General features: G+C 65.8%; 10 protein-coding genes. 3 read left to right on the top strand and 7 right to left on the bottom strand.

The features are described 5' to 3' along the window. Nucleotides 1-34 precede the first annotated feature (34 nt). A complete protein-coding gene (locus PXJ20_RS01255; protein WP_421029983.1) occupies nucleotides 35-949 on the top strand; it encodes a LysR family transcriptional regulator in 915 nt (304 codons plus the stop codon). A gap of 300 nt (nucleotides 950-1,249) precedes the next feature. Here the strand turns inward: PXJ20_RS01255 and PXJ20_RS01250 are convergent, their stop codons facing one another. The 7 genes from PXJ20_RS01250 to PXJ20_RS01220 form a co-directional block, all read right to left on the bottom strand. Next, nucleotides 1,250-2,083: an OmpW/AlkL family protein gene (locus PXJ20_RS01250; RefSeq protein ID WP_026120898.1), complete on the bottom strand. Its 834-nt coding sequence runs from the start codon at nucleotides 2,081-2,083 to the stop codon at nucleotides 1,250-1,252. A gap of 191 nt (nucleotides 2,084-2,274) precedes the next feature. Beyond that, nucleotides 2,275-3,522, bottom strand: a complete 1,248-nt coding sequence (locus PXJ20_RS01245; protein ID WP_421029982.1) for a DUF2957 domain-containing protein — start codon at nucleotides 3,520-3,522, stop codon at nucleotides 2,275-2,277. Between the two features lie 193 nt (nucleotides 3,523-3,715). Then, nucleotides 3,716-5,059, bottom strand: a complete 1,344-nt coding sequence (locus PXJ20_RS01240) for a DUF2957 domain-containing protein (RefSeq protein ID WP_421029981.1) — start codon at nucleotides 5,057-5,059, stop codon at nucleotides 3,716-3,718. A gap of 526 nt (nucleotides 5,060-5,585) precedes the next feature. Continuing rightward, nucleotides 5,586-6,533, bottom strand: coding sequence for an N-acetyl-gamma-glutamyl-phosphate reductase (gene argC, locus PXJ20_RS01235; RefSeq protein WP_199544672.1), 948 nt, complete (start codon nucleotides 6,531-6,533; stop codon nucleotides 5,586-5,588). Between the two features lie 360 nt (nucleotides 6,534-6,893). Beyond that, on the bottom strand, nucleotides 6,894-7,475 hold the full coding sequence (locus PXJ20_RS01230) for a flavodoxin family protein (protein WP_413212654.1): 582 nt from the start codon (nucleotides 7,473-7,475) through the stop codon (nucleotides 6,894-6,896). Between the two features lie 231 nt (nucleotides 7,476-7,706). After that, nucleotides 7,707-8,303, bottom strand: coding sequence for a YbhB/YbcL family Raf kinase inhibitor-like protein (locus PXJ20_RS01225; RefSeq protein ID WP_421029980.1), 597 nt, complete (start codon nucleotides 8,301-8,303; stop codon nucleotides 7,707-7,709). Nucleotides 8,304-8,532: 229 nt separating this feature from the next. After that, a complete protein-coding gene (locus PXJ20_RS01220; RefSeq protein ID WP_017772045.1) occupies nucleotides 8,533-9,219 on the bottom strand; it encodes an orotate phosphoribosyltransferase in 687 nt (228 codons plus the stop codon). Nucleotides 9,220-9,574: 355 nt separating this feature from the next. Between PXJ20_RS01220 and PXJ20_RS01215 the strand changes: the two genes are divergently transcribed. Both PXJ20_RS01215 and PXJ20_RS01210 read left to right on the top strand, forming a co-directional pair. Continuing rightward, entirely contained in the window at nucleotides 9,575-10,864 is a 1,290-nt protein-coding gene (locus tag PXJ20_RS01215; RefSeq protein ID WP_421029979.1) for an MFS transporter, read from the top strand. Nucleotides 10,865-11,137: 273 nt separating this feature from the next. Then, nucleotides 11,138-13,429: an NADP-dependent malic enzyme gene (locus tag PXJ20_RS01210; RefSeq protein ID WP_421029978.1), complete on the top strand. Its 2,292-nt coding sequence runs from the start codon at nucleotides 11,138-11,140 to the stop codon at nucleotides 13,427-13,429. The last annotated feature ends 166 nt before the right edge of the window (nucleotides 13,430-13,595 follow it).

Here is a 13,595-nt window from a genome sequence, read left to right as displayed (position 1 = left end):
TGAAATATGTCGATAATCTTTATGCGAGATTGTTTTGAATACCCGTGACCTTCAGGCTTTCGTGGCGGTGGTGGATAGCGGCTCGATGGTGCGTGCCGCGCAGACGTTGCATCTGACGCAGCCCGGTCTCACGCGCCGCGTGCAGAACCTGGAGACTACGCTAGGTATGCCGTTGCTCGATCGTCAGGCGAAGCCGCTCAAGCCGACGGCCGCTGGGCGTGAGGTGTATGCGCTCGCGCGCAACGTGCTGGGCGCCGTCGACGACCTGTTAGCGCTCACTTCACCCGACAGCGAGCCGGCTGGCGAGTTGAGGCTCGGCGTGCCCCCGTTTCTCTCGGAATTTGCGCTGGAAGAGCCCGTGGACCGGTTGCGCAGCGCGTTCCCGAAACTCACCTTGCGGGTCACGGCGGCATGGTCGCCCGGGCTGTTGCAGAGCGTGGAGCGGGCGTCGGCAGACGCCGCCGTCGTGCTGATGCCGTCCAACGTGGCGCTGCCGGACACCGTGGTGTCGACACGGCTTGCGTGCCTGTCCACCGTCGTGGTGGCGCCGCGCTCGCTGGACTTGCCGGATACGCCGGTGTCGCTGGCCGAACTGTCGCGCTACGCTTGGGTGCTGAATCAGGACGGCTGCGGCATGCGATCCGCGCTCTCGCGGGCCCTGGCGGCGGGCGGACTGCCGTTCAATGTGGCCGTTGAGGCGTTCGGCTCGGACCTGCAGCTTTCGTTGGTGGCGCGCGGGCTGGGCATCGGCATCGTGCCGCCGGACCGGCTGGAGCGGTCGCCGCACCGAGATCGGCTCAGGGTGGTGGAGGCCACGGACTTCCGGTCCGACGTCAACGTGTGGCTGGTGCATGGCGCGCTGCCGGGGCGCCTCGCGCGTGCGGTCGGTCTGCTGCGCGAGGCGCTGGTCGAGACGCTCGTGGCCAACGGCATTGCGGCCGCGAAGTAGGCGGTGCGATCAAGGTGGGCGGCCATCCGGCGAATCCTCCGGGCGGCATAAAGGCGGGAGAGGTTGGCTGTCGCTCAAACCGTTCGATTCGCTGTTGCTCGACGACAACAATTGGGGATTGCCCGCATTTTCATGTTGCGTCGCACCAAGCGTTTTGCTATAGTTGGAACTGTCTCCTCCATGTCTCCTCTGATATGGATTCAGCCCGCCAAACAAGGCGGGCTTTTTTTTGCCCTGGCAATCCCGGCCAGCATCGCAGACGCATGCCGTTCCCAACGCTTCAGCGTCTCGCACCCAATCTCAGAACCGATACGACAGCGCCAGATACGTGATGATCGGATCGGCCTTCAGCTCCGATTGCGTCACGGCCAGTTGCGTGCCGTCCGCCGCCTTGATGATCACCGACGACGTCGTCTTCAACGGGATGTAAGTCACCGAGGCCGTCACGCCCCAGTGTTCGTTGATGTTGTACACGGCGCCCGCGTTGAACACCGGCGCCCAGGACGACGACGCCTTCGCCTCCACTCGCGTCTGCCCCGGCTTGCCCGCGCCCGCGGCGAGAATGGCGCCCAGATTCTGCTGCGTCGACTGCACGAAGTTCGGATTCAGCTCGAGGTTGGTGAAGAAGTTGTACGACACGCCCACGCCGATGAACGGCCGGAACTTCGACGTCGACGACGCGAAGTAGTACTGGAACAACAGCGCCGGGCTCCACTGCCGCACGCTCTTCACGATCGGATTGACGCCCGCCTGCCCGATGTCCTGGCTGCCGAGTGCGCCCGCCGGCCCCGGCGGCTTGATGGTGCCGTGGCCGTAGATCTTGAACGTCGGCGGCACGCCGGCCACGCTCGTGATCGCGATGTTGTCCGTGAGGAAGTGGCTGAAGACGAGTCCGAGGGTATCCGCCTTGTTCGAGGCGAGCCCTGTGCCCGACGACGTGAACGACGACGGCAGCCGCAACGGCGTGTTGATCGGCGTGGGCGCCACGTGCGTGGTGAGCGGCTGGCTCGACTGCTGCGGCATGATGTGGAACCAGCCGAGCGACACGACGTCGTCGCCGGCCTTCTGTGCGTACGCGCTGGCACACGCGCAAAGCGCGAGCGCCGCCAACGCGGGTCTCAAGGTGCTGTGCATGTTTTCTCTCCCTGCTTCCCTTCAGCGGGCAAGCCTGCTTCGCGCTACGGCGCAACGGGCGTGGCCGCCCGCTGCGTCGCGCGTCGCGCCCACACCCCTCGCCGCGGGTACCGGAGGTACCTGCTGCGCGGCTGAGGGGCGAGGGCGGAAGCGGCCGCCTCGTTCCGTTGTCTCGGTGTGCGCCTCGTCCATTACTGGACGAAGGCGCCGATGGTGAAGTACGGCGACGACGCGTTCGTCATGTCGAGGAAGCCGAACACGCCGCCCGAGAAGATGAACTTGCCGGTGGGCGCAGTGCCCGCCGCGGCATCTGCATGCACCGAGGTCACGACGCCCGGCACCGCTTCCGCGTAGCTCAGGTTGAGCGCAGTGGCGAGCGACGCCTGCGACGGCTGGAACGGATCGAGCAGCGTGGCCTGCGCGCCGGCGATCGCCGTGGTGCGGTAGTTGAACGCGCTATCCACGCCGATGTATTCGCCGTCCTGCGAGCCCTGCGCGATGGCCGTTTGCGGCGCGAGAATCGAGATGCCCGATTCGTCGTCGGCGACGGGGCCGGAGATGCCGTTCTGCGGATTCGGCGTGAGCGTGGAGTTGGCCACGCCCGTGCGCACGAGAATCGGCACCAACTGATTGCGCAGCTTGCCGACGATCATGAAGCCCTTGGCGTACGGCGTCGTGGCGAGCGTCGGCTTGGCCTGGCCCTGGAACTTGTCCGTTTCGAACGCGCCGCTGCCGTCGGCCGACTGCACGAAGTTCGTTCCCGGCTGCTGACACTTGCCGGCGTTGACGCCGGTGTTGTCGCACTCGGTCCACGTGCCGTCCGCGTTGATGGTGATCTTCGAATCCACCGCCACCGGCAGGAAGTTCTGCGACGGCACCTGGTGATAGCCCAACTGGTTATAGGTGCCGGCCACGTTCGCGATGTTCGTCTCGAGCGACGAGAAACCGATGAACGGGTAGTACGGGAACGTCGTGTCGGGCACGGCCCCTTCGCCGAGGATGCCGCCGAACTGGATCTCTTTGCCCGGAATCGTGCCGCCCGCCACGCCGAAGCCGACGAAGATGCGCGCCGGTCGGTTCGGGTCGAGACTCGCGCCGTTCAGGCGGAACGCACACTGGTTGAGCTTCTGCGTGGGCAGCGCCGTCTCCTGCGTGATCGTGCCGCTTTGCGACGTGCCGGCGCGCGTGGGCGAAACGGTGCCCGTAGTCTGCGGGATCGGCGATTCGACGTAGGTCACCTGCCAGGTCATCTTCGTCGTGTCGAGTTGCAGCTTGACGAGTTCGCCGTCGCCGCCACCGCCCGTGTAGACCGTGTTGTAGTCGAGCGATGCGGGACACAGCCGCACTTCCGGCGGCGGCGCCGACGTGCCGCCACCGCCGCCGCATGCCGCGAGTATCGGCGCCGCGATAACGGCCGCCGCAAAGGTCTTCCAGTTCATACCGCCCCTCCATGATCTTTTCGTTGTGAGCGGCCAGCTCCCTGTCCAGCCGCGCTTCGTCTCGTTCTCTAACGGTGTTGCCGGTGCTGCGTTTTTTTGTGCTGCTTTTATGGCTGTGCTGCCGGGGTGCGTCGTGCGTCTCGCGGGGGCGCGAGGTGTGTGCTTTTTTTCGATGCTGCCGTTCCTCCTCAACTCACTTGCTGATCTGTGCGCCCACACCGAAGTACGGATTGCTCGACCACGTGCCGCCTGAGGCGAGGCCGCCGTTCATGGTGTCGTTGATCAGGATGGCGTATAAACCGCCCGAGGCGATCGCGAAACCGCTCTGGCCGCGCGTGTCCGTCACGCCGATGAGGCCGGGCGTCGAGAGACCGTAGTTGAGCGCGAAACCATCTTCGTTGGCTGCCGTGGTCGGATTGATGAACGTGCCCACGCCGCCCTGGATGAGGGTGGCCGTGTACTTGAAGTTCGAGTCGGCGCCTACGTAGCCGCCGTCGAAGCCGCCCGATGCAATCGCCGTGTTCTTCGCGAGCAGCGCGATGCCCGATTCGTCGTCGGCCTGCAGCGCGCTGAGGTTCACGTTGCCGGTGCGCACGACGAGCGGCACGGTGGCGCCGTTGACCTGGCCGAGCACCATGTGCGCGCTCGCCGAAATGCCGAGCGGCAGCGTCTGCGCGCTGATCTGCGGAGCCTGCGTGCTGGTGAAGTAGCCGTTGCTGCCCGCGGTCCACGGGTTGCCTGTGGTGAGGCAGCGGGTGGTCGACGTGCAGGCGCCGTTGGCGTCGAACGTTTCGGTCGAGTTCGCGCCCGCCGTGAGGTAATTGCCCGACGGCGTGATGTGATAGAGCAGCCCGTTATACGTGCCGGGCAGTTTCGAGATGTCCGTCGTCGTGCTCGCGAAACCGAGGAACGGATAGAAGTCGAACTGGCGATTCGGCACCTGGCCGACGCCCGTGCCCAGCCCAAGGATGCTCACGCCGCTGAACTGCACCGTCGCGCCCGGAATGCCGCCACCCGCCACGCCGAGGCCCACCAGCACCATCGGCGGATTGCTCGTGTTGAAACTCGCCGCGGTGCTGTAGGTACCGCCGCCAGGCGCCGTGCCGCTGCCGGGTTCGAGAATGAAGGCGCAACGCGTTTGTTCGGCGGTAGGCAGCGTGCCGGTGGGCGGATGCGCAACGTTGCCGGTGATCGTCACGCCTGCGCGCGTGGGCGACACGGTACCGGTGGTGAGCGGAATGGGCGACTCCCACCACTTGAGCGTGTAGGTCATCGCGGTGGCGTTGATGTTGAGGCTCACGATCTCACCGCTGCCGGCGCCGCCCAGATACGTCGAGCTGCCGATGTCGCCAGTGGCCGGGCACAGCGCCGCGGCGCCGGCGCCTTGCGCGGGCGGGCCCTGAACGCCGCAACTGGCGCCCGAGCATTGAGGAACGTTGATGGCGCCTGGTGCATCAGCCTTTCCGCCGCCGCAAGCAATCAGCAAGGGTGCAGTGGCGATGGCCAGCGCCAGTCCCACCGAAACGGTGTGCGACATTGTTGTCTCCCTGATCTCGTTTAATTGTGCGGTGTAATTTCGCCGGGCTCTTTATGGCTGTCAATTGAAAGAACCGTCTAAAAAAGTCGATTCAAACAGCGTTTTATTCGCCGATGCCGCCTTGTGGCGAGGCTCGCCGCCCTTTTAAACGGAACACGGGTTTACGGCAGGACACAGATTGTGTTGCGCGTGCGGCGCAACATCGCCAAGGCCTTGCTGTGCGGCGCCGGCGGCCAAATCGCGTCATCCTGCCGGAACGGTCGTTCGCACAAAAATACGTGAATTCCCTATGCGGAAATCAATGCCGTTTTAGCAATAGAAGCAAGAAAAATTTCCCGTCTATATGGAAATTCCCAATAGCTGCGCGCTTTTCTCGTTATTCGGGCGGCTTTTAAAGGGTGCAACGGGCGGTGCGGGGGGCTCGCATTTCTGGTGAGGTGCTGCCGTGTCATCGCACGTACAGGCGTTTGAAAAAAAGAAGCCGGCTGGATGAAAGCCGGCTTCGTGGGATGGAGCGCCTGTGCTATCAGCGTTTCAATCCGGTGTCTTCCGGCGCGCCGATGGCGAGGTTCATGCACTGGATGGCGGCGCCTGACGCGCCCTTGCCCAGGTTGTCGAGCCGCGCGACGGTCACGAACCGCTCTTCGGTACCGAACACGAAGAGGTCCACGCGATTGGTGTCGTTGGTGGCCTGCACGTCGAAGAAGCCGGCGTCGAGGTTCTCGTCCGCGTTGAACGGCGCCACGCGCACGAACGCTTCGCCCGCGTAGAACTCCGCGAACAGCGCCTGCACGTCCTGCGGGGTGGCGTGCTTGGCCAGATGCTGCGGCGAGAAGTACGTCGTGACGGCGAGGCCCTTGAAGAAGTTGCCCACTATCGGCGTGAACACGGGTGCCGACTTCAGGCCGGTGTGCGCCGCCATCTCCGGCAGATGCTTGTGGCCGAGGCCGAGCGCGTAGGGCCGCGGGCTGTTCAGCTTCGCGTTGTTGCCCGCTTCGTAGTCGGCAATCATCTTCTTGCCGCCGCCGCTGTAGCCCGTGATGGAGTAGCTGTGCGCCGCGAACTCGGGCGCGACCACGCCCGCCTCGACGAGGGGCCGCATGGCCAGCACGAATGCCGACGCGTGGCAGCCCGGCACCGCGATGCGCTTCGCGCCGCGCACACGCTCGCGCTGGCCGCGCGTGAGTTCGGGCACGCCATAGACCCAGTCGGGGCTCGTGCGAAACGCCGTGCTCGCGTCGATCACGACAGTGCGGCTGTTATCCACAAGCGTGACCGACTCGCGCGAGGCCGCGTCGGGCAGGCACAGGAACGTGACATCCGAGGCATTGATGAGACGACGGCGCTCTTCGACGTCTTTGCGCTTCGCTTCTTCGATGCGCAGGACTTCCACGTCGCTACGTTGCGACAGGTATTCGAAGATCTTCAGGCCGGTGGTGCCTTCCTGGCCGTCGACAAAAACTTTGGTGCTCATCGCTGTCTCGCTGAAACGGGTGATTCGGTGCTGTGGAGCCGGTCCGCGAACCGAAGGCGCCGGTTCGGTGCGGCGCCGGTTTCGCGCCGGAACGCCATTTTAAGACCTCATGGCGGCGAGCGTGCGGCGTTGCAGGAGAAAAGCCCGCATTTTCCGCACCTTGCGCGACGATGGTGACGGGAGGATGACGTGGGCGAGGCGCGGAGGGTGGGCGGAGAGGGCGCGCAAGGGCGCGAAGAGTGCGCTGGGCTCAGAGGGCAAAGCGGGGCGCCCCGCCGTGGGGCACCCCGACGCCCCGCTCACGCTTCGACGCGAGACGCCGCGACGCTGCGTGGCACAGCGAGACTCAGCGGAAAAACCTTACGCCGCCCCTTCGCGTCCCGCGTTCCAGCGCGCCGTCACGGCGGCCACGCGGGCGCCGAACACCTTCGCCGTTTCGAGATCGCCCTGGGGCGGTGCCTCTTCGGGCGACGCGTCGGCCGGCGACTGCCCGAGCAGCCCGGTGAAGCCGCCCACGTAGTTGAGGTCGTTGCGCGTGGCGGCCTTCGTGTTCGACGGCATGATGCCCGTGCCCGTCCAGATCATGCTGTGCTGCATGGCGAGCGTGACGAAGTACTGGATGGTCGAGAACTTGTCGCCGTTCATCGTGGCGGAGTTGGTGAAGCCGGCGGCGATCTTGTCCTTCCACTTCTGCGTGAACCACGGCTTCGACGTGGCGTCCGCGAACTTCTTGAAGTCCGCCGAGGGGCCGCCCATGTAGGTGGGCGCGCCGAAGACGATGGCGTCGGCGGCATCCAGTTCGCCCCACGCCGCGTCGTCCAGCTCGCCGACCGCGAACAGCTTCGCGTCCGCGCCCGCGTCCGTCATGCCGGCCAGAACCGCTTCGGCGAGCTTCTTCGTGTGGCCGTAGCCGCTGTGATAAACGATGACAATCTTCGACATGGAGCGCTCCATTTTTCAAAGGGAAACGGGGGAATCCGGCTGTCCGGGGATGAAGGCTTGCCGCGTGGATCGTGCGTTGCGGCGCCGCCGACATTTAAGCACTTTCTCGTGTAGCGGCTGTGCACGATGCACGGTGCGCGCGGGAAGGACTGAATTTCCGTTCAGGGGGTAATGGGCGCAGGCGTGCCGCACGTGCCGCGCCTGCTTGCTGTCCGCGCCGGCGTGGACGCCCTATCGCCCGTAGGTGACCGTCATCTTCGCCACTCCCAGCGTTGCCGTGCCGATCTCGTGATCGAACATGATCGCGGGGCGGCCGGTGGCGAGCCGCAGGTTCGTGGTGCCGAGCGCGTAGACCGACACCACGTAGCGGTGCGGCTTGCCGGCCGGCGGGCAGGGGCCGCCGTAGCCGTCCGTGTCGTAGTCGTTGCGCGCCTCGACGGCGCCCAGCTTCTTCAGATAGCCGGACGCGCTGGCGTTCGCCGGCACGTGGTCGATGCCGGCCGGAATGCCGGCCACCGCCCAATGCCACCAGCCGCGGCCCGGCGCATCGACGTCGAACATCGTGATGGCGAAGCTGCGCGTGCCGGACGGCGCATTGCGCCACGACAGCTGCGGCGACCGGTTGCCGCCCTTGCAGTCGTCCTGATCGTAGACCTGCGGGTCGCTCACCTTGCCGCCGTCCTGCAGGTCCGTGCTCGTCACGGTGAAGGCGCCCGCGGCATGGAGCGGCGGCGCGGCGGCGCCCATGAGCGCGAGGGTGGCGGCGAGCATGGTATGCCGCGCGATTCGCACAGGGAACGAAGCCATCGACACGTCGGGACAACGCATGAGCCGATTCTCCTTTTGACAGGCGAGGGTACTGCTGCGCTATCTCCCTATTTTGTGCCCGATTGTGCTTGATTGCGCTCGAAGCGGGAAATCCGTTCGATATGCCGGGCATGCTCAGGCGAAGATCGGCCAAAGAAAAAAGCCATCTGCGGACAGATGGCTTTCTTTACGCTGCGGACGGGCGGGGCGCTTAGGCGCTCAGGCCCTCACGCGCCCGGCGTGGCGGGCATTACTGCGGCGCCGCGGTCGCGCCACCGTGCGCCGCCGACCACTCGGCCGGCGCGTGCAGGAATTTCTCCACTTCGTCGAGCGTCTTCGTTTCGAAGTAGCCGGACTCCTTCGCGACGCGCAGCACGTCCCACCACGTGGCGAGCGCGTGCAGGTCGACGTCGATGTCCTTCAGCACCGAAACGCTTTCCTTGAAGATGTTGTAGTGGAACAGCACGAAGCAGTGATTCACCTTCGCGCCGGCCGTGCGCAGCGCGTTGATGAAGTTGATCTTGCTGCGGCTGTCGGTGGTCAGGTCTTCCACCAGCAGCACGCGCGAACCTTCTTCCAGGAAGCCTTCGATCTGCGCGTTGCGCCCGAAGCCCTTCGGCTTCTTGCGCACGTACTGCATGGGCAGCATCAGGCGGTCGGCGATCCAGGCGGCGAACGGGATGCCGGCGGTTTCGCCGCCGGCCACGGCGTCGATCTGCTCGAAGCCAACGTCGCGCAGGATGGTGGTTTCGGCCATCTCCATGAGGGCACGGCGCACGCGCGGATACGAGATCAGCTTGCGGCAGTCGATGTACACCGGGCTCGCCCAGCCGGACGTGAAGATGAACGGCTTTTCGGCGTTGAAGTGCACGGCCTGCACTTCGAGCAGTATTTTCGCGGTCGTGTCGGAGATCGTCTGACGATCGTAGCCTGTCATGGGGCGAATCCTTGGGTGTGAGCGGGAGATGATGCGCGTGGCCGGGCGGCGATCAGCGGGACCCGGGCGGCGGAGCTTCACCAGGCGGCGGACTCCGGCGGCTTCGGCGTTCCTGACGTTGCCGTCAGGACGGGGTTCGCCGGCACCACGGCGGAGCGCACAGTGGGGCCGCGAGCCACCGGCCAGCCTGCTGCGCGCGTAGCCCGGCATTTTACCCGACTTGGGTGGCGCCGACGAGCGCGGCCCGTTGTAGCGCTCGCCCTACGCCCTTACACTCACGCGAATTTCGGGATCGCCCCGCCGAACCCTGCGAAATCCCGCCAAGCCCTCTAACGAACGCCGCGAGCGCGCCAACATGAACGCTGTTTCCTCTCCTCCCGAAACCGTGCAGCGGCGCGGCTACGCGGGCCGCGCGCTGCTTGCCTCGGTGCTCGGCTACGCCATGGACGGCTTCGACCTGCTGATCCTCGGCTTCATGCTGCCCGCCATCGCCATGGATCTGCACCTGAGTTCGACCCAGGCCGGCTCGCTTGTCACGTGGACGCTCGTAGGCGCAGTGGCGGGCGGCGTGATCTTCGGCATGCTGGGCGATCACTTTGGCCGCGTGCGCGTGCTCGCATGGACGATCCTCGTGTTCGCTGTCTTCACGGGGCTGTGCGCGCTCGCGCAAGGCTACGCGGACCTGCTCGTCTACCGGACGATGGCCGGCATTGGCCTCGGCGGCGAGTTCGGTATCGGCATGACGCTGGTCGCCGAGGCCTGGCCTGCCGCACAGCGGGCGCGCGTGTCGTCGTATGTGGGGCTGGGCTGGCAGCTTGGCGTGCTGGCCGCGGCGCTGCTCACGCCACTGCTCTTGCCTGTGATCGGCTGGCGCGGGATGTTCGCCGTCGGCCTGTTGCCCGCCCTGGTGTCGTTCTTCGTGCGCCGACGTGTCGAGGAACCGCTGCTCTTCACCGAGCGCGCGGCACGTGCCAAAGATGCTCAACGTGCCAAAGGTGCCGAATGTGCCGAATGTGCCGGACATGACGCTGCCTCGGCGCCACGCGCACCGATCCGGCGTCTCGTCGCCGACGCCCGCACCGCCCGCACGAGCCTCGGCGTGGTGATCCTCTGCTCGGTGCAGAACTTCGGTTACTACGGGCTCATGATCTGGCTGCCCGGCTATCTCTCGAAAGCGTTCGGCTATTCGCTCACGAAGTCCGGCCTCTGGACCGCGGCGACGGTGGCCGGCATGGCCGCGGGCATCTGGCTCTTCGGCGTGGCCGCGGACCGCTTCGGCCGCAAGCCCGCGTTCCTGTTCTATCAGGCTGGCGCCGTGGTGATGGTGTTCGTCTACTCGCAGCTTGCGACGCCGTTCGCGCTGCTTGTCGGCGGCATGGTGATGGGCGCGTTCGTGAACGGGATGATCGGCGGCTATGGGGCGCTGATTTCCGAGCTGTACCCCACCGAGGCGCGCGCCACCGCCCAGAACGTGCTGTTCAACATCGGCCGCGCGGTGGGCGGCTTCGGTCCCGTGACAGTGGGCGCGCTCGCGGCGCGCTATTCGTTCACGGCTGCGCTCGGCGTACTCGCGTCCATCTACGTGCTCGACATTCTCGCCACGCTTTTCCTGATTCCCGAACGCCGGGGCGCTGCGCTGGAGTGAGCGCGCGCGAGTGCGCAGGATGCCGCGCCGCAGCATGCGGAAGGCTGCGGCGCTTCGTCTGCGGGGCTTGGGCAGGGCCTCGTCGCTCAACGTGCGGGGTGTACACTAACTGCCCCGTTGAAATCCCCGGTGCCTTGTTTTGCGTCGAGGTTCGTTGTCCCGCCTAACCGGCGCAGGCAAGAACCGCCGCCATCGATCTACCCTTCGATCGCCCACGAAGACGCACGCGCCGCGTGATGCCGGTTCCAATTCAAAATGCCTGTCAGGTCAAACATGGACGAACAACTGAAGCAAAGCGCTCTCGCATACCACCAGAATCCGAAGCCCGGCAAGATCTCCGTCACGCCGACGAAGCCGCTGTCCAACCAGCTGGACCTCTCGCTCGCGTACTCGCCGGGTGTCGCGGCCGCGTGCGAGGCGATCCACGCCGATCCGCTCGACGCGCAGAAGTACACCTCGCGCGGCAATCTGGTGGGCGTGATCACGAACGGCACGGCCGTGCTGGGTCTTGGCAACATCGGACCGCTCGCCGCGAAGCCGGTGATGGAAGGCAAGGGCTGCCTCTTCAAGAAGTTCGCCGGCATCGACGTGTTCGACATCGAACTTTCCGAGTCCGACCCGGACAAGCTCGTTGAGGCCATCGCGATGCTGGAACCGACGCTGGGCGGCATCAACCTCGAAGACATCAAGGCGCCCGAGTGCTTCTACATCGAGCAGAAGCTGCGCGAGCGCATGAAGATCCCCGTCTTCCACGATGACCAGCACGGCACGGCCATCATCGCGTCCGCCGCGATCCTGAACGGGCTCAAGGTGGTAGGCAAGAAGCTCGACGAAGTGAAGCTGGTGTGCTCGGGCGCGGGTGCGGCGGCCATTGCGTGCCTGGACCTGCTCGTGAAGCTCGGTCTTTCGAAGAAGAACGTGCTGGTGGCGGACTCGAAGGGCGTGATCTACGAAGGGCGCGGCAACCTCGACCCGTCCAAGGCGCGCTACGCGGCTACCACGGACGCGCGCACGCTGGCCGACGCCATCAAGTCGGCCGACGTGTTCCTCGGCTGTTCGAGCGCCGGCGTGCTGAAGCCGGAGATGGTCAAGGACATGGCGAACCAGCCGCTGATTCTCGCGCTCGCGAACCCCGAGCCGGAAATCCGCCCCGAAGAAGCGAAGAAGGTGCGCCCGGACGCGATCATCGCGACGGGCCGTTCGGACTATCCGAACCAGGTCAACAACGTGCTGTGCTTCCCGTTCATCTTCCGCGGTGCGCTGGACGTGGGCGCCACGACCATCACCGAAGAGATGAAGCTGGCGTGCGTGCGCGCCATCGCGGAACTGGCCGAAGAGACCGATCAGGGCGACGAAGTGGCGAAGGCCTACGAAGGCCACTCGCTCGAATTCGGTCCGGAGTACCTGATTCCGAAGCCGTTCGATCCGCGCCTCATCATCAAGATCGCGCCGGCCGTGGCACAGGCCGCGATGGATTCGGGCGTGGCGACGCGTCCCATCGCCGACATGGATGCCTACCGCGAGGAATTGGGCACCACCGTCTACCGCACGGGCATGGTGATGCGCCCCGTGTTCGCCGCTGCGAAGGCGAGCCAGGCGCGCATCGTGTTCTCCGAGGGCGAGGACGAGCGCGTGTTGCGCGCCGCGCAATTCGCGCTGACCGAGAAGATCGCGAAGCCGATCATCGTCGGCCGTCCGGCCGTGGTGGAGATGCGCCTGCAGAAGATGGGCTCGAAGCTCAAGGCCGGCCAGGACTTCGAGATCGTGAATCCGGAAGACGATCCGCGCTACCAGCAGTGCTGGCAGGCCTACCACGAGATCGGCGCGCGCGACGGCGTGACGCCCGAAGGCGCCAAGGCTGCGCTGCGCAAGTTCAACACGCTGATCGGCGCGATGCTGGTGCGCCTCGGCGACGCGGACGGCATGATCTGCGGCCTGATCGACAGCTTCGACAGCCACCTCAAGTACATCGACCAGGTGCTGGGCAAGGCGACGGACGCCGAGAACTTCGCCGCGATGAACCTGCTGATGCTGCCGGGCCGCAACCTCTTCATCTGCGACACCTACGTGAACGAAGTGCCGAGCGCGGAACAGCTCGCCGACATGACGATCCTCGCTGCGCGCGAGATCGAAAAGTTCGGCATCGTGCCGAAGGTCGCGCTGCTCTCGAACTCGAACTTCGGCAGCATTCCGTCGGCGTCGTCGCAGCGTATGGCGAAGGCGCGTCAGCTGATCGCCGCGCGGGCGCCGCAACTGGAGGTGGACGGCGAAATGCACGGTGACGCGGCGCTCTCCGAAGTCATCCGCAAGCAGGCGTTCCCGGGCACGACGCTCACCGGCGAGGCGAACCTGCTCATCATGCCGAACGTGGAAGCCGCGAACATCACGTACAACCTGCTGAAGATGATTGGCGGCGAAGGCGTGACGGTGGGGCCGTTCCTGCTGGGTGCGAACCGGCCCGTGCACATCCTGACGCCGGCCGCGACCGTGCGCCGGATCATCAACATGACTGCGGTGGCGTCGGCCAAGGCCGCTGTCGGCAAGGCGCAGCAGGCAGCGCGGTAACACGCCGGCGTGCGTTGTCGGCGCGGGGCTCGCGAGGTTCGCGAGCCTTGATGAAACGACCTCGCACGACCGAAAGAAGCAAATGAAAAGGGCGCCCCGTTTTTCACGGGGCGCCTTTTTTTTGCTGATACGCCGTAAAAGCGCGACGCTTACAGTGCAACAGCGG

Origin of the sequence: Paraburkholderia sp. A1RI_3L, from assembly GCF_048957895.1 — a bacterium.
In the GTDB taxonomy this organism is placed as follows: Bacteria; Pseudomonadota; Gammaproteobacteria; order Burkholderiales; family Burkholderiaceae; genus Paraburkholderia; species Paraburkholderia kururiensis.
This window is presented reverse-complemented; position numbering and strand designations above follow the sequence as displayed.

Coding starts and splice junctions, on each gene's coding strand:
- PXJ20_RS01250 (WP_026120898.1), bottom strand. CDS start 2,083: ATGCACAGCACCTTGAGACCCGCGTTGGCGGCGCTCGCGCTTTGCGCG.
- PXJ20_RS01245 (WP_421029982.1), bottom strand. CDS start 3,522: ATGAACTGGAAGACCTTTGCGGCGGCCGTTATCGCGGCGCCGATACTC.
- PXJ20_RS01240 (WP_421029981.1), bottom strand. CDS start 5,059: ATGTCGCACACCGTTTCGGTGGGACTGGCGCTGGCCATCGCCACTGCA.
- argC (WP_199544672.1), bottom strand. CDS start 6,533: ATGAGCACCAAAGTTTTTGTCGACGGCCAGGAAGGCACCACCGGCCTG.
- PXJ20_RS01230 (WP_413212654.1), bottom strand. CDS start 7,475: ATGTCGAAGATTGTCATCGTTTATCACAGCGGCTACGGCCACACGAAG.
- PXJ20_RS01225 (WP_421029980.1), bottom strand. CDS start 8,303: ATGCGTTGTCCCGACGTGTCGATGGCTTCGTTCCCTGTGCGAATCGCG.
- PXJ20_RS01220 (WP_017772045.1), bottom strand. CDS start 9,219: ATGACAGGCTACGATCGTCAGACGATCTCCGACACGACCGCGAAAATA.
- PXJ20_RS01215 (WP_421029979.1), top strand. CDS start 9,575: ATGAACGCTGTTTCCTCTCCTCCCGAAACCGTGCAGCGGCGCGGCTAC.
- PXJ20_RS01210 (WP_421029978.1), top strand. CDS start 11,138: ATGGACGAACAACTGAAGCAAAGCGCTCTCGCATACCACCAGAATCCG.